The 18,057-nt window shown below is 67.0% G+C and carries 14 protein-coding genes; 10 read left to right on the top strand and 4 right to left on the bottom strand.

The window, feature by feature from the left end; all coding sequences use genetic code 11:
• The first annotated feature begins 166 nt into the window (after positions 1 to 166).
• From urtA to urtE, 5 genes are read left to right on the top strand one after another with little or no spacing between them, the layout of a single operon-like run.
• Entirely contained in the window at positions 167 to 1,384 is a 1,218-nt protein-coding gene (gene urtA / locus G432_RS07320; RefSeq protein WP_015458187.1) for an urea ABC transporter substrate-binding protein, read from the top strand.
• Positions 1,385 to 1,409: 25 nt separating this feature from the next.
• Entirely contained in the window at positions 1,410 to 2,300 is an 891-nt protein-coding gene (urtB, locus tag G432_RS07315; RefSeq protein ID WP_015458186.1) for an urea ABC transporter permease subunit UrtB, read from the top strand.
• A complete protein-coding gene (gene urtC, locus G432_RS07310; RefSeq protein ID WP_015458185.1) occupies positions 2,293 to 3,372 on the top strand; it encodes an urea ABC transporter permease subunit UrtC in 1,080 nt (359 codons plus the stop codon). Before urtB ends, urtC begins: the two co-directional genes overlap by 8 nt.
• Complete coding sequence (urtD, locus tag G432_RS07305) at positions 3,369 to 4,127, top strand: urea ABC transporter ATP-binding protein UrtD (RefSeq protein WP_015458184.1); 759 nt, start codon at positions 3,369 to 3,371, stop codon at positions 4,125 to 4,127. The genes urtC and urtD overlap by 4 nt, the downstream gene beginning before the upstream one ends.
• The gene (urtE, locus tag G432_RS07300; protein WP_015458183.1) at positions 4,124 to 4,840 is read left to right on the top strand and encodes an urea ABC transporter ATP-binding subunit UrtE; all 717 of its coding nucleotides are present in this window, start codon (positions 4,124 to 4,126) and stop codon (positions 4,838 to 4,840) included. The genes urtD and urtE overlap by 4 nt, the downstream gene beginning before the upstream one ends.
• A 120-nt stretch (positions 4,841 to 4,960) precedes the next feature.
• Here urtE and G432_RS22085 read toward each other — a convergent pair whose 3' ends face one another.
• Both G432_RS22085 and G432_RS07285 read right to left on the bottom strand, forming a co-directional pair.
• Positions 4,961 to 5,989, bottom strand: coding sequence for a metallophosphoesterase family protein (locus G432_RS22085; protein ID WP_015458182.1), 1,029 nt, complete (start codon positions 5,987 to 5,989; stop codon positions 4,961 to 4,963).
• Positions 5,990 to 6,015: 26 nt separating this feature from the next.
• Positions 6,016 to 8,466 carry a TonB-dependent receptor gene (locus tag G432_RS07285; RefSeq protein ID WP_187294039.1) on the bottom strand — a complete coding sequence of 817 codons (2,451 nt, stop codon included), beginning with the start codon at positions 8,464 to 8,466 and terminating at the stop codon, positions 6,016 to 6,018.
• 213 nt (positions 8,467 to 8,679) lie between these two features.
• Between G432_RS07285 and G432_RS22080 the strand changes: the two genes are divergently transcribed.
• Positions 8,680 to 9,864: a TetR/AcrR family transcriptional regulator gene (locus G432_RS22080; RefSeq protein WP_144062004.1), complete on the top strand. Its 1,185-nt coding sequence runs from the start codon at positions 8,680 to 8,682 to the stop codon at positions 9,862 to 9,864.
• 18 nt (positions 9,865 to 9,882) lie between these two features.
• On the opposite strand, the gene G432_RS07275 is transcribed toward G432_RS22080, so the two are convergent.
• Both G432_RS07275 and G432_RS07270 read right to left on the bottom strand, forming a co-directional pair.
• Positions 9,883 to 12,045, bottom strand: coding sequence for a penicillin acylase family protein (locus G432_RS07275; RefSeq protein ID WP_015458179.1), 2,163 nt, complete (start codon positions 12,043 to 12,045; stop codon positions 9,883 to 9,885).
• 95 nt (positions 12,046 to 12,140) lie between these two features.
• Positions 12,141 to 12,734, bottom strand: coding sequence for a TetR/AcrR family transcriptional regulator (locus G432_RS07270; RefSeq protein WP_015458178.1), 594 nt, complete (start codon positions 12,732 to 12,734; stop codon positions 12,141 to 12,143).
• Between the two features lie 97 nt (positions 12,735 to 12,831).
• Between G432_RS07270 and G432_RS07265 the strand changes: the two genes are divergently transcribed.
• The 4 genes from G432_RS07265 (at position 12,832) to mgrA (ending at position 18,051) form a co-directional block, all read left to right on the top strand.
• Positions 12,832 to 15,138, top strand: a complete 2,307-nt coding sequence (locus G432_RS07265; RefSeq protein WP_015458177.1) for a TonB-dependent receptor — start codon at positions 12,832 to 12,834, stop codon at positions 15,136 to 15,138.
• Positions 15,139 to 15,161: 23 nt separating this feature from the next.
• Complete coding sequence (locus G432_RS07260) at positions 15,162 to 16,454, top strand: metallophosphoesterase (RefSeq protein ID WP_015458176.1); 1,293 nt, start codon at positions 15,162 to 15,164, stop codon at positions 16,452 to 16,454.
• 132 nt (positions 16,455 to 16,586) lie between these two features.
• The gene (locus G432_RS07255; RefSeq protein ID WP_051128714.1) at positions 16,587 to 17,006 is read left to right on the top strand and encodes a GlcG/HbpS family heme-binding protein; all 420 of its coding nucleotides are present in this window, start codon (positions 16,587 to 16,589) and stop codon (positions 17,004 to 17,006) included.
• 4 nt (positions 17,007 to 17,010) lie between these two features.
• Positions 17,011 to 18,051, top strand: coding sequence for an L-glyceraldehyde 3-phosphate reductase (gene mgrA / locus G432_RS07250; RefSeq protein ID WP_015458174.1), 1,041 nt, complete (start codon positions 17,011 to 17,013; stop codon positions 18,049 to 18,051).
• Positions 18,052 to 18,057: the final 6 nt, after the last annotated feature.

Raw genomic sequence — 18,057 nt, 5'->3', positions numbered from 1 at the left:
GTTTTCCGGTGGCGTCGGCGCTTGTCGGGGCGATCCTATCGAGGTCGGCAGGGCGGCCGCCTACGTCAAATGACGCATATCGAGCGGAGCCCGCCCTTTCCTAGCGTTCGCGCCATCCCGGCAGGGGTGTGCCCGCCATCCGGCGGTGCGCTTAGGGAGTAGCGAAATGGCCTTTCAATCGTCCAAGATCCTGGCTCTCGCCGTGTCGGGCCTCGCGCTGGCGCTGGCGTCCTGCTCGGGCGGCGGCGCGGATGGCGCGGCCAAGGGCGATGGCGTCGCGGTGGGCGTGCTCCAGTCGCTGACCGGCACGATGGCGATCAGCGAGATCACCGTGAAGAATGCCGAAATGCTGGCGATCGATGAGATCAATGCCGCCGGCGGCGTGCTAGGCAAGAAGATCACGGCGCTGGTGGAGGACGGGGCCTCCGACCCTTCCACCTTCGCCCAGAAGGCGTCGAAGCTGATCGAGGATGGTGGCGTCGCCACCGTCTTCGGCGGCTGGACGTCGGCCAGCCGCAAGGCGATGCTGCCGGTGTTCGAGCGGACCGGCAACCTGCTCTGGTATCCCGTCCAGTTCGAAGGCAATGAATGTTCGCCCAACATCATGTATTCGGGCGCGCAGCCCAACCAGCAGGCGCTGCCCGCGCTCGAATGGGCGGTGAAGCAGGGATATAAGAGCTATTTCCTGGTGGGATCGGACTATGTCTATCCCCGCACCGCCAACCTGATCCTGAAGAAGCATATCGAGAAGGGCGGCATGGCGGTGGCCGGCGAGGCCTATGTGCCGCTGGGCGGGACCGACTTTTCGGGCGTGATCGCGAAAATCCAGTCGGCTAAGCCTGCGATCGTCATCAACACGCTGAACGGCGACAGCAACGTCGCCTTCTTCAAGCAGATGCAGGCGGCCGGCCTCAGCCCCAAGACGTTGCCGGTGATGTCCTTCTCCATCGGCGAGCAGGAGGCGCAGGCGATGGGCGCGGCACTGGTTGAGGGCAGCTACGCTACCTGGAATTATTTCCAGAGCCTCGCCTTGCCGGACAATGCGCGGTTCATCGAGGCCTATCGCAAGAAATTCGGCGCGGATGCCGCGATCACCGATCCGATGGTGCACGGTTATCTGAATGTCTGGGCGTGGAAGGCGGCGGCCGAGAAGGCCGGCAGCTTCGATCCCGAAGCGGTGCGCAAGGCGGCCGCGGCGCTCGGCGGCTTCGACACGCCGATGGGCAAGGTGAGCTTCGCGCCCAACCAGAGCCTGGTGCAGAAGGCCTATGTCGGCAAGCTCAAGGGCGACGGCCAGTTCGAGATCATCGCCGATTCCGGCGCGGACATCGCACCCGAGCCCTATGACCCGCTCGCCTTCCCCGGCAAGACGTGCAAGCTCTGACCGGCCGGCTCGATCGGAGGCGGCGATGGACAGCCTGCTTTTCCTGACACAGCTCTTCAACGGCGTTTCGGTTGCGTCGCTTTACCTGCTGGCGGCGCTGGGGCTGGCGCTCAGCTTCGGCCTGATGCGCGTCATCAACATGGCCCATGGCGAGATGCTGATGCTGGGCGGCTATCTCGCCTATCTCACCCTGATCGTGGTGCCGGGGCCGCTGGCCATCCTGATCGCGATCCCCGTGGCGTTCGCCGGCGCGGCGCTGATGGGAGGCGTGGTGCAGACGGCGCTCATCAGCCGGCTGGCCCAGCGCCCGCTGGATACGCTGCTGGCGACATGGGGCGTGAGCCTGATCCTGCAGCAGGCGGCGCGCGACATATTCGGGGCGATCGGCGTGGAGGTGCGGGCGCCGGACTGGCTGGGGGGCGGCATGGCGGTCGGCGGCGTCAACCTGCCTTCGACGCGGCTGTTCATCATCGCCGTCACCATCGCGGTGCTCGCCGGGATCGCGCTGCTCCTGAAGCGATCGCGGATCGGCCTCCTCGTCCGCGCGGTGAACCAGGATCGGATGATGGCGGGCGCGGTGGGCATAGATGTGCGCCGCGTCGACCTCATGGTCTTCTGCCTCGGCTCCGGCATCGCCGGGCTGGCGGGCGTGGTGCTGGCGCTGCTCGGGCCCGTCACGCCCAATGTGGGGCAGAGCTACATCATTCCCGCCTTCCTGGTGGTGGTGATGGGCGGGCTCGGCAGCCTTGTCGGCACCACCGTGGCGGCGCTGATCCTGGGGTTGTTCTCCGCGCTCGCGCAGATCTTCGTCGACGTCAGCATGGCGCAGGTGCTGCTCCTGCTGTTCGTGATCCTCTTCCTCCAGGCGCGCCCGCAGGGCGTGATCGCCATACGCAGCCGGGCGCTCGATGCCTGACGCCGCGATCGCCATCCCGCCACGGGCGACGGAGCGCCGCCTGCCGGGCGCGCGGCTCCGCCGCTTCGTCCCCTGGGCGCTCCTCGCGCTCGCCATTGCCGCGCCCTTCCTGCTTTCGGCCTATAATCTCAACCTGCTCGCCCGTTTCATGGCGATGGCGATCCTCGCCCTGGGGCTGGTGCTGATCTGGGGCCATGGCGGCATATTGAGCCTGGGGCAGGGCGTGTTCTTCGGCCTGGGCGGCTACGCCATCGCCATGCACATGAAGCTGGCCGATCTGCCGGCGGGCGAGCTGCCCGATTTCATGGTGTGGAGCGGGCGGGAAAGCCTGCCTTTCTGGTGGCAGCCCTTCGCCAGCCCCGCTTTCACGCTGGCGGCGATCCTGATCGTGCCCGCGCTGGTGGCGGCGCTGTTCGCCTGGGCGGTGTTCCACCGGCGCGTCGGTGGCACCTATTTCGCCCTGATCACGCAGGCGCTGGCGCTCGCCTTCGCGACGCTGCTGACCAGCCGGCAGGATGTGACCGGCGGCTTCAACGGGCTTACCGATTTCTACAGCGTCTTCGGCTTCGGCCTCTCGCGCCCGGCGGTGGCGAAGGGGCTTTACTGGGTGACGCTGGCGATCCTCTGCCTCGCCTTCATCGGCCTCAGGCTGCTGCTCGCCTCGCGCTTCGGCATGCTGCTGCGCGCGGTGCGCGACGGCGAGAACCGGGCGCGTTTCCTGGGATACAGCCCGACGCCGTTCAAGGTGGTCGCCTTCGCGATCGCGGGGCTGCTGGCCGGCGTCGCGGGGGCCTTGTTCACGCTCCATGCCGGCGTCGTCGCGCCCGCGCTGGTGGGGGTGGTGCCGTCGATCGAGATGGTCGTGTGGGTGGCGATCGGTGGGCGATACAGCCTGGCGGGCGCGATCCTGGGGGCGCTGGCCGTGAACCTGGCGCGCGATGGCATATCCAGCGCCATGCCCGAATTGTGGCTCTACCTGATCGGCGCGCTGTTCATCCTGGTCGTGACCCTGCTGCCCAACGGGCTCGCGGGCTTCGCAAGGGCGCGCTTCGGCGGGGAGGGACGGGCATGACCGGATCGGCGGTGGCGGACCTGCTGCTCGCGGTCGATGGCGTGACCGTCGACTTCGATGGCTTCAAGGCGCTCGATAATTTCAGCCTGACGCTCCAGCGCGGCGAAACGCGGGTGGTGATCGGCCCGAACGGGGCCGGCAAGTCCACGCTGTGCGACACGATCATCGGCCGCGTCCGGGCCACCGACGGCCGCATCCTCTTCCGTGGCGAGGATATCGGCCGCCTGCCGGAGCAGCAGATCGTCGCGCGCGGCATCTGCCGCAAGTTCCAGGCGCCGGGCGTGCTGCCCAATCTGAGCGTGGCGGACAATCTGGCGCTGGCCGCGCGGCGCGACCGGCGCTGGTGGAAGAGCTTCGGCTCCGGCATCCCGGCCGGGGAGCGGGCCATGGTGGAAGAGACGCTGGACCTGATCGGGCTGGCGGACCGGCGGGCGGTGATGGCGGGGCTGCTCGCCCATGGCGAGAAGCAGTGGCTGGAGATCGGCATGGTGGTGGCGACGGGGGCGGAGCTGCTGCTGCTGGACGAGCCAACGGCGGGCATGGGGCCGGCGGAGACCAGCCGGACCGCCGATCTGATCCGCGATCTGGGCGCCGACCGCGCGGTGCTGGTGATCGATCATGACATGAGCTTCGTCGATCAGCTCGCCGCGTCCGTCACGGTGATGCACCAGGGCCGGTTCCTGAAGCAGGGCAGCGTCGCGGAGGTGCGCGCCGACCCGGAGGTCGCGGCCGTCTATCTGGGGCATGCGGCATGAGCGGGGCGCTGCTTTCGACGGAGGGGCTGGCCAGCGCCTATGGCCAGAGCCAGGTGCTGTGGGATGTCGGGATCGAGCTTGCGCCCGGCACCGCGACGGCGCTGATCGGGCGCAACGGCGTCGGCAAGTCCACCCTGCTCGGCGCGATCGCCGGCACGCGATCCGCGACGGCGGGGAGGATCGTCTTCGAAGGCGCGGACATCACCGGCCTGCCGGCCTATCGGCGCGCGCGCGCGGGGATCGGCTATGTCCCGCAGGGGCGCCATATCTTTCCCCACCTGACGGTGATGGAGAATCTGGAAACCGGCCTTTCGGCCGGCGGCGGCCGGGTTGGCGGCAATGCCCGCGTGCCGCAGCACATCTTCGATCTTTTCCCCAAGCTGCACGCCATTCGCGATCGCAAGGGCGGCTTCCTTTCCGGCGGCGAGCAGCAGCAGCTCGCCATCGGCCGCGCGCTGGCGGGCGCGCCGCGCCTGCTGCTGCTGGACGAGCCGACCGAGGGCATCCAGCCCAATGTCGTGCAGCAGATCGAGGCGGCGCTGCGCACCGTGCGCGACACGCTGGGCATGACGATCCTGATCGTCGAGCAATATCTGGATTTCGTCTGGCGCTTCGCCGACGGCTATTGCGCGATGCAGGGCGGGCACATCGTCGGGCGCGGCAGCACGGCGACGGAGACGGCCGCGGAAGTCGCCCACCTCGTCCAGATATGAGGAGCGGCCCGATCCGGTTCAGGCCGAACCGGATCGGGCCTCGGGGCGCCCTTGTATGCCCGCCATTTCCGGGGGCCGCCGCGTCGCCCGGCCCCCGGCATCAGGATCGGCGATGCCCGCTCACTTGGCGAGCGGCTGGCCGCTTTCGCCCTTGCGGTCGAGGATGCCGGTGAGGCGGAGCAGGGAGATGGAGGGCGCGCCTTCGTCCAGCGTGATCCAGGCGAGATGGTCCATCTCGCCCGGCCCGTGCTGGTGGGAAACCGCGCCGGCGGTGCCCATCGTCAGATAATCGCGGCCGTTGCGGACCTCATGCGCATAATAATGGTTGTGCCCGGCGATCACCGTATAGTTGCGGTTGCCCAGCGCCGCTTCGATCCGGTCGAATTCGGCGGAATGGAGCTTCCACGCCGGCTTGTGCATCAGCACGAAGGTCCAGCGCGCATCCTTGTGCCGCTTCAGCGTATCGAGCGCCCAGTCCACCTGCTTCTGGCTGAAGCGCGCGCTTTCCAGCGCGGCCATGGCGGGATCGGTCTCACCCGCCGCCCGCTTGGCGTTCACGCCGGCCAGCGCCGCCTTCAGCTTCTCCTCGGTGCCGGCCGGATCGGTCTTCATCTGCGCCGCCAGCGCGTGGAACTGGGCGGCGAATTCGGGGGACATGTCGCGGGGCGGATCCTCGGTATCGAGGATCAGGAACAGCGCGCCCTTATAGGTGAAGGCGTAATAAGGCTCGCCCCGCTTGGCGCGCCACACGTCCAGCATTGCCTGATTGCCCAGGTCATGATTGCCGGCGACGTAGAAGAAGGGGATGCGGATTTCGCCGATGGCCTTTTCGATCGCGCCCCATTCCTCGGCAAGCTCCCCGGCATCGGCGGTATAGCCTTCGACGAGATCGCCGACATTGATGAGGAATTCGGGTTTCAGCCCGTCCGCCTGCTTCACCGCCTGTTCGAACACGCCGGGCCGGGCGAGGCCGGTGCGGTCGCCGATCACGGCGAAGCGGATCGCATCCGGCCGGGCGGCGGGCGCCTGCGTCCACGGCGCCGGGCTGGCCTTGTCCGGCATGTCCGGCTGGAAGGCGGGCTGGGGACCGGCGGTGGCGGCTGTTGCCGCCAGCAGCGCGGCGGCTGCCAGGAGGGAGGATCGGATCATGGCATCTCTTCTCATGTTTTGGGGAATCAGAAGGCGAAGCGGGCTTCGACCGCGAAGGTGCGGGGCTCGTTGATCAGCGACAGGATGGTGCCCGGATCGCGGGCGTTGGACGCCCGCTGGCGCATCAGCGCGCCGCGCTCGTCGAACAGGTTCTTGGCGATCAGGGAGATGGTGAGGCCGGTGTCGGGCAGCTCCACGCCGATCCGTCCGTTCACGATCGCCAGCGAATCCGCCTTCTGCTGCGGCGTATCGGTGATCTCGGTGTAGAAATCCGATTTCCAGCCGATATTGGCCGATGCCTTCAGGTTCAGCCGGTCGGTCAACGGAATTTCGGTATCGGCATAGACGGATGCGGAATTGGCCGGCGCATTGGGCAGCGGCCGCCCGGTCAGATCCTGCGAGCAGCCGTTGGGCTGGGCGTGGAGCTGGTCGACCGTGCACGGCGCATTCACGAAGCGGCGATAATGCGCGTCGAGATAGGCGTAGGAGGCGCCCAGCCGCACGCCGCGCATGGGCTGCACCGATATCTCCGCCTCGAAGCCCTGCGAGACCGCCTTGGCGGCGTTCATCGTGTCGACCGCGCCGGCGGTGTTGGTGGCGGAAACCTGCAGGTCGTCGAAATTGGTGCGGAACGCGGCCAGCGTGGCATAGCCGATGCCGAAATCATATTTGGCGCCGATTTCGAAGGCGAGCGCCTTCTCCTTGCCGAAGGCGGTGGCGGGCAGCAGGCTGGAGGCGTTGAAGCCGCCCTGCTTGGTGCCGGTCTGCACCGTGCCGTAGAGCAGCACCCGGTCCCACGGGCGATATTCGATGCGGCCGGCGGGCTGGAGGTTGCCGTCGCTCATCGAACCATCGTCCGCCGGCGTGCCGGGCAGCGCGAGGAAGGCGCCATAGACGCCCTGCATGGTGCCGGCGAGTAGCTGCTCCACCGTCAGCCCCGGCGCGATCTGGAAGCCGGGCACGGGCACGACCGCCGCATAGCTTGCGACCGAGGCGAAGATGTTTCCGTTCAGGTCCAGCGATCGATCGAAACCGCGCCGGATGCTGTTCCTGTCCCAGCTGTAGCGCAGGCCCGCCGTCACGCTCAGCTTGCTCGTCAGGTCGTAGCTCAGCTCCGCGAAGGCCGCCCAGCTCTTGCCTTTCTGGTCGAACGGGCTGGCGAGGATCAGCGTGTTGGCTTCGTCGAAACCCTGGGGCGAGGGGAGCAGCGCGGCGGGGATGCCGTTGCCGATCAGGGCCGCGCGCACGCCTTGCCCGACTCCGGTGAAGTTCAGCGCGGAATAGCCGCGCCGCTTGGTCCAGGTCATGTCGCCATAGGCGCCGACGATGTAGCGCAGCGGCCGGTCGTCGGCCGATGTCAGCCGAATTTCCAGCGTCGCCGCCTCGTTGCGGGTGGGGTTGGCCTGCAGCAGCGTGTCGATCGGCAGCGCATCGCCGCGCCGCAGGACGTGGTGGAAATTGGTGTAGCCGGCGATGATCGACAGCGTGTCGCCATTGCCGATCTCCTGCTCCAGGTCCGCCGTGGCGATATGCGCGCGGGTGCCGACCAGCGCATCGACATTGTAGATGCCCGATTGGCCCGAATAGACGCGATCGTCGAGCTCGGTCTCGATGCCGTTGAAGGCGGGGTTCACCGCATCGGCCGGGCCGACGGAGGTGAGCTGGCGGGTGTAGCCATGCTCATCATCCTGGAACCATTCATATTTCAGCTTCAGCCGCGTGGTGTCGCCCAAGTCGATGGTGCTCTTGGCGCGGACCGCATAGGTGCGCTGCTTGCCGCCGTCGCTCTTGCCCGGCGCCAGATCGTCCAGATATCCGCCGCGCCGGCGCACCATGCCGGCCAGGCGGAAGCTCACATCGTCGTTGATCCCGCCGGTGACGGCGCCGGTCGCCTCGAACAGGTCCAGGTTGCCGCCCTGCGCGGTCACGAAGCCGCCGAAATCATGGGAGGGATCGGCGGTGCGGAGGCTGACGACGCCCGACAGCGCATTCTTGCCGAACAGCACGCCCTGGGGGCCGCGCAGCACCTCGATGCCGCCCATGTCGTAGAAGGGAGTCAGCGCGTTGCGCGATTTCGAAGTGTAGACCCCGTCATTGTAGAAGCCGACCGCGCTTTCGAAATCGTCGAGCCCCGGCGATCCCAGGCCGCGTATCGCGATCTGGTTGATTTGCGCGCTCTTGATGAAGGTCAGGCTGGGCGCGAACATCGTCAGGTCGCGCGCGTCCTGCGCGTCGATCGATTGCAGCCGCTCGGCCGAGAATGCGGTGACGGAGGCGGATGTCTCGGTAATCGCCTGCTCGCGCCGCTGCGCGGTGACGATGATCTCGTCCGCCGCGTTTTCCCTGGCGGCCTGCCCGCCATCGCCGCCGTCCGCGTTCACCACCTGTGCCGCGACCGGCGCGCTTGCCAGCAGCATCGCCGCGCACCCGCCCAGCAGCATCCCGAGGCGCCTCGGCGCCTTCGTCCCCTCAGTCATTTCTCTCTCCCCGTTATGAGGACGGAACCTGTCATGACAATACATTTGTATCAATCCCCGTTTGGAAGCTCGGCGCTTCCGATAGAGGGAAAATCCTGCATATATGTGACATTCATAAGTCAATCGGGACTCGATATGCGGGGAGTGGCGTTGGAAAAGATACGATCGTATTGATTATTGGAGCCGGTTCCGCCCGCCTGCTATGAGCGGCCGATGGCGATCGTGGCGACGGTGGATCTGATTCTCGATGCGGGCCTCGCGGTCCTGGCCGAAGCCGGCCCGGAAGGGGCGAGCGTGCGCGGCATCGCCGATCGCGCCGGCGTGCCCGCCGCGACCTTGCAGCATCATTTCGTCAGCAAGCAGGCGCTGCTGAAGGCGATCTACGCCCGCGCGGCGGACCGGCATGTCGCGGCCACGGCCACGGCCCTTTCGGCCTTCGCGGGCCTCGCCGCCTTGCCCGTGCCGGATACGGAGCTGGCGATCGCGCTGCTGCGCACCTGGCTGGGCGAAGCGGAGCGAGCGACCGCCGGCATCCTCCACCTGCTGGCCCAGGCGGCGCGCGACGGGACCTACGCGCCGATGGCGCGCGACTGGGAAGCCCGCATGGTCGCGGCGATGGCCGGCGAAGCGGGCCTGCCGGCGGACATGGCCGGCTTCGTGCTGGAACTGATCGTCGGGGTGGCGCTGGCGAGCGCGCCTCACGCCTTCCGGGTCGAGAAGGACGTGCTCGATCGCGAGCTGCTCCTCTTCGTTTTCGGCAGGCGGGATGCCGATGCCGGCGGCTGGCTGCGCGCCTTCCGCGACCGGGAAAAGCGGCGCGATCCCGGCGACGCCGATCGCGCCGCTTCGGGGGATGTCGCCCGCGCGGTGCTGGATGCCGGCATCCGCATGATGGCCGAATCGGGCGGCGACGCGCTCAGCTACCGCAAGGTGGCGGCGCGGGCGGCGGTCGCGCCGTCATCGGTGCTCTACAATTTCCCGACCCGCCAGCATCTGGTGATGGCGATCTACGAGGACATCCATCGCCGCTTCACCCGATCGGTCCCCGCCGGCCGGCTGGAGAGCGCGGGGCTGGTCGACCGGGTGGTCGCCATGTTCCCGCCGATGATCACCCGGCAGATGGCTGGCGAGGTTCCGCTCGTCCTCGCATCCTGCGAATTGTTCCTGGCCGGCTGGCGCGATCCGGAACTGGCCCGCCAGGCCTGGTCGATGCGGCTGGCGCGCGGGCAGGTGCGCGACGATGCCGGCGCCACGCCCAATGAGGACCTGCTCTCGCACTTCCTGTCCCTGTGGACGATCGGCCTCGGCATGCTCCACCTCTCCCGCGATCCGGCGGAACGGGAAGGGCATATCGTCGCCCGGATGCGGGCGGGGGCGGTGCTGGCCCGCCTCGGCTGAGCGGGGCGCGGCCCCGCTTCACTCGCCGGGGCGATAACGCCGCCCGATATGCCCGGCCAGCTCGTCCGGGTAGAAATAGACCGGGCGCAGCTTGCCCTCGGCATAGAGCCGGGCCTGATCGGCGAAATGCGGGGATGCCGGATCGCCGCTCTCGCCGCCCGCGCTCACCGCCCAGGCGCGGATGCGCGGGCCGAATTCCACGGTGGCGACGAAGCTGTTGCCGCGCGTGCCATAATAGCGCTTCGTCCCCGGATAGCGCTTCGCCCCGAACGCCGCGAGCGATCCCCATTGCGATGCGGTGAAGGGCACCGCGATGCTGGGCCTGGCATCGTCGAAAACCTGCTCGATCGCGCCGTCGTTGCGCTGGTATCGGTTGATCTCGCCCCACGGCACCCGCCAGCCGCCGAAATCCTGCGTCAGCCGCGCCACGGCGGCGCGCAGCGCGGCCAGCCGCTCCGTATCGCTCGCCCGCGTCGCCATATAATCCCACACCGAAAGCCCGGCATCCTTGGCGGGGCCCGCGGCGGGCTCCCACATCGCCTCGCCCCAGAACACCGCCAGCGACGTGGCCTCGCTCTCCAGCCCCCAGCGATGGTCCCAGCCGCGCAGCAGGCCGATCGGCCCGGCCAGCGCCGGATCGGGCGCGCGATCATAGGCGGCGACCAGGCCAGGGATCAGCCGCGCGAAGGCGGTGAGATAGGGATCGTAAGCGGCCGCGATCAGCGTTTCGGGCGTGAACCGCGCCTGCGCGTTCAGCACCCGTTCGGCATGCGGCCCGCGCGGATTTTCGCCCACCTGATCCATGTAGCGGGGATAATCCGCCGCCCTGGGGCTGTCTTTGCCGGCGGCCGTCCACGGCCAGTTGTTGGTGTTGAAGGCCCAGCCATTCTTCGGGTTCACCGCCTGCGGCAGGCTGGCCAGGCTGTGCAGCCCCTTCCAGTCGGTCGCCGGATCGCTGCCGTCCACGGGGCGGCGATAGTCGAAGCGATCGTCGCGGACCGGCACGAACTGGGGATGGAGATAGGCGATGTCCCCATCGGCGCTCGCGAACAGCGTGTTGTTGGAGGAATTGGCCTTGCGTTCGGCCACCTTCAGGAAGCCCGCATAATCGCGCGCCTTGGTGCGCAGATAGCTCTGCTCCAGCGCCGGCACCGGCCGGTTCATCAGGGCGGTGGCGATCCACTTGCCGTCCGCCTCGCGCACGATCGGCCCGTGATGCGTGGCATAGGTGGTGAAGCTGCGCTCGGCCATCGTCCCGTCCGCCACGCGATAGGCCAGCCGGATCGTCCTTTCGGCAACGGGGCGCAGCGCCTTGCCGTAGCGATAGGCGAGCCCGCCGTCCGGCCGGCGCACGATCGTCTCGGCGAACTCGTCGACATTGTCGATCCCGCTCGACGTGTGCATCCAGCCGATCCGGTCGTTGAACCCCTGATAGATGAAGAACTGGCCCCAGGTGGCCGCGCCATAGGCGTTCAGCCCCTCGCCGCTCTTCACCTGCTGCTCGGCGCGGAAGAAGAAGCTGGTGTGCGGGTTGATCAGCAGCAGCGCGTGGCCGTCCTTCGTGTGGCCGGGCGCGATGGCGATGCCGTTCGATCCTTGCGGCTCGCGATAGAGGAGGCCCTTCTCGTCGGCCGTCATGGCGATCTGCTTCCTGCCGTAAAAGGCTTCGAGCTGGCTCAGCGGCACCCGCTCCACATCGCCGCCGATGCTGCCTTCGGTGAAGCTCAGCGCCATCCACGGCTCGAAACGGCGGATCACGCGGGGGCGGACATCGGGATGGGTGGCGAGATAATGGTTGAGGCCATCCGCCCAGGCCTGCATCAGCGCCTTCAGCCATTGCGGGCTGCGCGCATAATCGGCCTTCAGCCGTTCGGGATCGACGAACAAGCGCTGGCGCAGATCCTGCCAGATCGCCTTTTCGCCCTCGGCTTCCGCCAGCCGGCCGAGATTGACCAGATAGTTGGTCTCGATCCGGTTGAAGTCGTCCTCGGCCTGGGCATAGATCATGCCGAACACGGCGTCCGCATCGGTCTTGCCGTCGATATGGGCGATCCCCCAATCGTCGCGGGTGATGGTGACATTGCCGATATGCGCGGCGGGATCGGCCAGGGCCGATGCGGCGAAACCGAAAGCGAGCAGGGGAAAGGCAAGGCGGCGGGCGGAGCGGACGATGGCAGGCATGCCCGTCCGCTAGAACGCGCGGCGCCTCATCGCAATGGCGCGCGACCGGGGATGGGGCAGCCGCACCCCCCATCCCATTCGCCTCGGGCTGCCGGTCAGCGGCTTCCGGTTCGATCGGCAACCAGCGCGATCGCCTGATCGACCAGCTGGGCGATGCGCGCCGGGGGAAGCGGGCGTCGCAGGATGGCGACATGGTAGGTCACGCTGCCGATCAGCGTGTGGCAGGCGAATTCGATGTCCGCCAGCGCGGCGGCCGGGGCCAGCCGCCGGAACTCGCGGATGTAGAAGGTCCGTTCCTGATCGGCATGCCGGCCGATCGCCGCCGCCAGATCGGGCAGGTGCGCGATCGCGAAGCCCAGCTTCAGGATCGCCTGGCCCCGCTCGCCCGAAAGATAGTCGGCGGCTGCGCTGGCATGGCCGATCAGGATATTGCGGGGGGATTCGCCGGCGGCGAAACCCGGTTCGATCGCTCGCGAGGTTTCGTGCAGGATCGCCGTGATCAGCTCGTCCTTGGAAGCGAAGCGCCGATAGAGGGTGGCGCGGCTGCACCCGGCCAGCTCGGCGATCGCCTCGAAGGTCAGCCCCTCATAGCCCTTGTCGGCCAGGACGCGCCATGCCGCGTCCCGGATCGTCGCATCCTTCTGCGTGTCGCGCGGCCGGCCGCGGCCGCGCGTGATGCCTGCATCCATTATTTCGCTCGCCATTTCCGTGCAGCTTTCGTGCAGCAAATCTGTCATAGAATAACGATACACGCCCGTCTCGTAAATGGTCCATGGAGATCGGGTCGTGCGCAAGTTCCTTTTTTCTTCCAGCCTGTTGATATTGGCGGCGGCGCAGGCTCACGCCGCGCCGGAAGCAGCTCCCGCCCCGGATGCGATGGGCGGCGACATCATCGTCACCGCGCAGAAGCGCGAACAGCGAATCACCGATGTTCCCATGTCGATCAGCGCTTACGGCTCCGGCTTCCTCGACCAGATCGGCGGCACCGAGCTTTCCAAGATATCGGCCATCACCCCCGGCTTCGTCATCCAGTTGCAGGACAAGTTCGCCCCCGGCTTCTCCGTGCGCGGCATCACCTCCAACGAATTCTCCCCCCAGGCGGAACAGCGCGTCGCCGTGTTCCAGGATGGCGTCGCGGTGGTGCAGACCGCCTCGGCCTATGGCGAGCTGTTCGACATCGACCGCGTCGAGGTGGAGAAGGGGCCGCAATCCACCCTCCACGGCCGCTCCGCGCTCAACGGCGGCGTCTCGATCTTCCAGAAGCGGCCGACCGACGATCTCTCGGTCGAGCTCAAGGCCGGCGGCGGCAATTATGATTATTACAGCCTGCAGGGCGTGGTGAACCTGCCGGTCAGCGACACGCTCGGCATCCGTTTCGGCGCGCTCAAGCGCAAGCGCGACGGCTTCGTCAAGGACAGCGACGGCCGCGGCACCTACAACGCGCTCGACGCCCAGGCCTATCGCTTCGCGGGCAAGTGGGAACCGACCAGCGATTTCAGCTTCAACCTGATCGCCACCTATGACGTGGACGACACCAAGGGCGGCGTTCCCTTCAAGTCGCGCACCTTCCTGCCGCTCGATCAGGCGACCGGCGCGGTGGTCGGCGATCTTCGCTTCTGGACGCCCACCCACCTCGATACCTTCGGCACCTTGCCCTCGCCTTATTTCCATCGCGAGATCGTCGGCATCAGCGGCACGGCGGACTGGCGCCTGAACGATCGCCTCAGCTTCACCTCGATCAGCGGCTATCGCTGGTTCGATGCCTGCCAGTCGGGCGATAATGACGGCACGCCGACCAACCTGATCGCCTATCATCAGTGCAACGACGGCAAGCAATATTCGGAGGAGCTGCGCCTCAACTTCAAGGATGTCGGCATCTTCGAAGGCTTCATCGGCGGCAGCGTGTTCCATGCCAATAACGGCATGAGCATGGAGATGGGATATGACGAGCGTGCGATGGCGCTGCTGCTGGGCGGCACCTTGCAGAATCTCGCCCCGCGCGGCCTCACCAATGCGGAGATCAACGCCCTGCTCGGGCCGGCCGCCAATGTGCTGAAGGCGTTCCAGCTCGATCAGCAGATCACCGGCGCCAAGATCACCACCTACGATATCTTCGCGGATGTGACGGCCCACCTCACCGATCGGCTGGAATTGTTCGCCGGCGCCCGCGCGACGTGGGACAAGAAGGATCTCACCCTCCAGGGCCTCACTCCGCTCGGGCCGTCCAGCCTCACCGGCGGCGGCCTGCTGCTCCAGCCCACGCCCGGCAACGCGGTGCTGACCGGCAGCAACAGCTCCAGCAACGTCACCGGCCGCGCGGGCCTGCGCTTCAAGCTGACGCCGGACGTCAATCTCTACGCGGTCTACGGCATCGGCAAGCGGCCGGAGGTGCTGCAGCTCAACCCCACCACACCGGCGCAGCTGATCCCCACGGAAACGCTGAAATCGGCGGAGGCGGGCGTCAAGTTCCGCCTGCTGGGCGGCCGCCTGGTCGGCGATGCCTCGGTCTATCATTATGAATATGAGAATTTCCAGACGCTGGGCCTGAAGGACGGCATCGTCGCCACGGTGAATGCCGGCAAGGCGGACGCCACCGGCTTCGAGGCGCAGCTGAGCTACGAGCTCACCCCCGGCATCTCGGTCTTCGGCAGCTACGGCTACAACCATGCCCGCTTCCGCGCCGGCCTTTATGACGGCAACATGTTCCGCAACAGCCCCGATCACAAGTTCGCGATCGGCGGCAATTTCGCGGCGCCGTTGAAGGGCGGCACGGTCGCCTTCGCGCCGCTCTACAGCTGGCAGTCCAAGATGTTCTTCTTCGAGGATAATGACCGGCTCGATCTGCAGCAGCGCGTGCCGGCGGCCTATTCCGATCGCGTTGTCGATGAATTCCAGAACGGCTACGGCCTGCTGAGCGCGCGGATCACCTTCACCCCGCGCGACAAGAAATGGTCCTTCGCGCTGGTCGGCGACAACCTCACCGACAAGAAGTTCCTCGTCGATGCCGGCAATACCGGCGATTATTTCGGCATCCCCACCTTCATCGCCGGATCGCGCCGCACCTATCGCGCCGAATTCGGCGTCACCTTCTGATTTCCCTGCAAGGAGAAAGCACCATGTCCCGATATATGCGCCTGTTCCGCGGCTGCGCCCTGATCGCCACCGTGCTGGCGACGGCGCCGCTCGCCGCCAAGGATGGCAGCTTCACCATCGCGGTGATCCCCGACACGCAGAATTATGTCGATTACACGCACCAGACCGCCGAGGGCTTTCCCTTCGACGCGCGCGACATGTTCATGCAGCAGCTGCAATATGTCGCCGACAATGTGGAGAGCGCGGGCGGCGACATCGCCTTCGTGACGGCGCTGGGCGACGTATGGCAGCACCAGACGATCGCCATGGACCCCGATCATGCCAAGCGCGGCTTCAAGCGGGCGGCCAATCCCATGCTCGACGCCCATTTCGCGCCGACCGAGAAGGTGAAGTCGGTGGAGATGCCCGCCGCGCGCTCGGGCTATATGCTGCTCGCCGGCAAGGTTCCCTTCTCCGTCGTGCCGGGCAATCATGATTATGACGCGATGTGGACGGACTCCAAATTCCCGCCGGCCGCGAAGTTCGATCCCAAGGACATGGCGTCGCTCGGCATGCTCCATCCCGGCGGGCTCAACAATTTCCGCAGCGTGTTCGGCGATCAGTCCCCCTTCTTCAAGGGCCAGCCCTGGTATGTCGCATCGCATGACGGCGGGGCGGACAGCGCCCAGATCTTCACCGCCGGCGGCTACAGGTTCCTCCATATCGGCCTGCAGTTCGATGCCCCCAACGCCTCGCTGGAATGGGCGGCCTCGATCGTGAAGAAATATCCCGGCCTGCCGACGATCGTGACGATGCACGATTATATGGACAAGGAAGCGCGCCGCATCCCCAACCCGATGATCGATGGCCACGCCGCCGACCCGCAGGACAACAGCCCCCAGATGATCTGGGACAAGTTCATCAGCCGGCACGACCAGATATTCCTGGTGCTGTGCGGCCACGAACATGGCCAGGCGGTGCGCACCGACACCAACAGCTTCGGCCACAAGGTGCACCAGGTGCTCGCCGACTATCAGGATCGCGGCCAGACCGCCAAGGATGCGGGCGTGAAATCCGAATGGCCGGTGGGGATCGGCGACGGCTGGCTGCGGCTGATGACCTTCGACATGGCCGCCCCCGTGCCGACCATCAAGGTCCGCACCTATTCCACCCACTATAAGAGCCTGAGCGTCGATACGGCCGACTATGCCGCCTGGTACAAGCAGCAGGAAAAGCCGCAGCTCAGCGACGCCGATTTCCACGGCGAGGACGATTTCTCGCTGGAACTGACGGACTTCCGCCAGCGATTCGCGCAAAAGGCCCACGCCGTGCGCTGAGGGCGTTTCAGTGAAGCGAGCCTGCCGCCGCTTCGACGGCGGCAGGCTTGGCTGGGCCCAGATGATCGACCGGCTGTTCAAGCAGAGGGATCGGTGCTAGCGTCGTGAAAACGTTACCACTGAAAGGCTCGCATGCGTTCCGTTTGTATATTGGGAGAGGCCGAGGCATCCGTCGCCGTGGATGCTTGCCGGGATGAGTTGAGGCGGCGTGGCAAGGCGGCGGCGATCGCGGTCAGCGACGGGCATGGCGAGCTGATCGCGCTTTGGCGGATGGATGGTTGCCCGCTGCCGTCGATCGTGATCGCGCAGAACAAGGCCTACACCGCCGCCCGCGTCCGCCGGCCCAGCGGCGATATCGGCCGCAGCGCGCAGGCGGACGGGTCCGACGTTCATTATCACGGCGATGCGCGCTATGTCGGCTGGGACGGCGGCGCGCCCCTTTTCCATGGCGGCGAATGCCTCGGCGCTGTCGCCGTCAGCGGCCTTTCGGGCGAGGAGGATCTCGAGATCGCCCGGATCGGCATCGACGCAATTCTCAACCTGCTGGATTGATCCCATGGCTTTTCCCACGCCCTATGCCGCCGCCCCCGGCCGCTACGATACCATGCCCTATCGCCGCTGCGGGCGTTCGGGGCTGAAGCTGCCGGCCATTTCGCTCGGCCTCTGGCAGAATTTCGGCGGCGACGACGTGTTCGAGACCGGCCGGGCGATCCTGCGCCATGCCTTCGATCACGGCATCACCCATTTCGATCTCGCCAATAATTACGGGCCGCCCTACGGATCGGCGGAGGAGAATTTCGGCCGGGTGATGGCGACGGACTTCCGCAGCCACCGCGACGAGCTGGTCATTTCCACCAAGGCCGGGTGGGATATGTGGCCGGGGCCTTATGGCGACGTGGGCGGATCGCGCAAATATCTGATCGCCTCATGCGACCAGAGCCTGAAGCGCATGGGCCTGGATTATGTCGACATCTTCTATTCCCACCGCGTCGATCCCGATACGCCGCTGGAGGAGACGATGGGCGCGCTCGCCACGCTGCACCGGCAGGGCAAGGCGCTCTATGTCGGCATTTCCAGCTATTCGCCGGAACTGACGCGCCAGGCGGCCGCGATCCTGGCCGAGCATAAGGTGCCGCTGCTGATCCACCAGCCCAGCTATTCGATGCTGAACCGCTGGATCGAGCAGGATCTGCTCGCCACGCTGGCCGATCTCGGCACCGGCTGCATCGCCTTCTCGCCGCTGGCGCAGGGCCTGCTGACGACCAAATATCTGAACGGCGTGCCGGAAGATGCGCGCGCCGCCCGGCCCGGATCGTTCAGCCAGTCGCTGATCACGCCCGACAATATCGCGCGGATTCGCGCGTTGAACGAGATTGCCAAGCGGCGCGGGCAGACGCTGGCGCAGATGGCCATCGCCTGGGTGCTGCGCGATCCGCGCGTCACCTCCGCGCTGGTGGGCGCGCGCACGGTGGACCAGCTCGCCGATACGCTCCGTTCGCTCGACAATCTCGCCTTTACGGCGGAGGAACTGGCCGAGATCGATACCCATGCCCAGGAAGGCGGGATCGACCTCTGGAAGATTTCCTCCACGCTCTGAACGGAT

This window comes from Sphingomonas sp. MM-1 (assembly GCF_000347675.2).
In the GTDB taxonomy this organism is placed as follows: domain Bacteria; phylum Pseudomonadota; class Alphaproteobacteria; order Sphingomonadales; family Sphingomonadaceae; genus Sphingomonas_E; species Sphingomonas_E fennica.
This window is presented reverse-complemented; position numbering and strand designations above follow the sequence as displayed.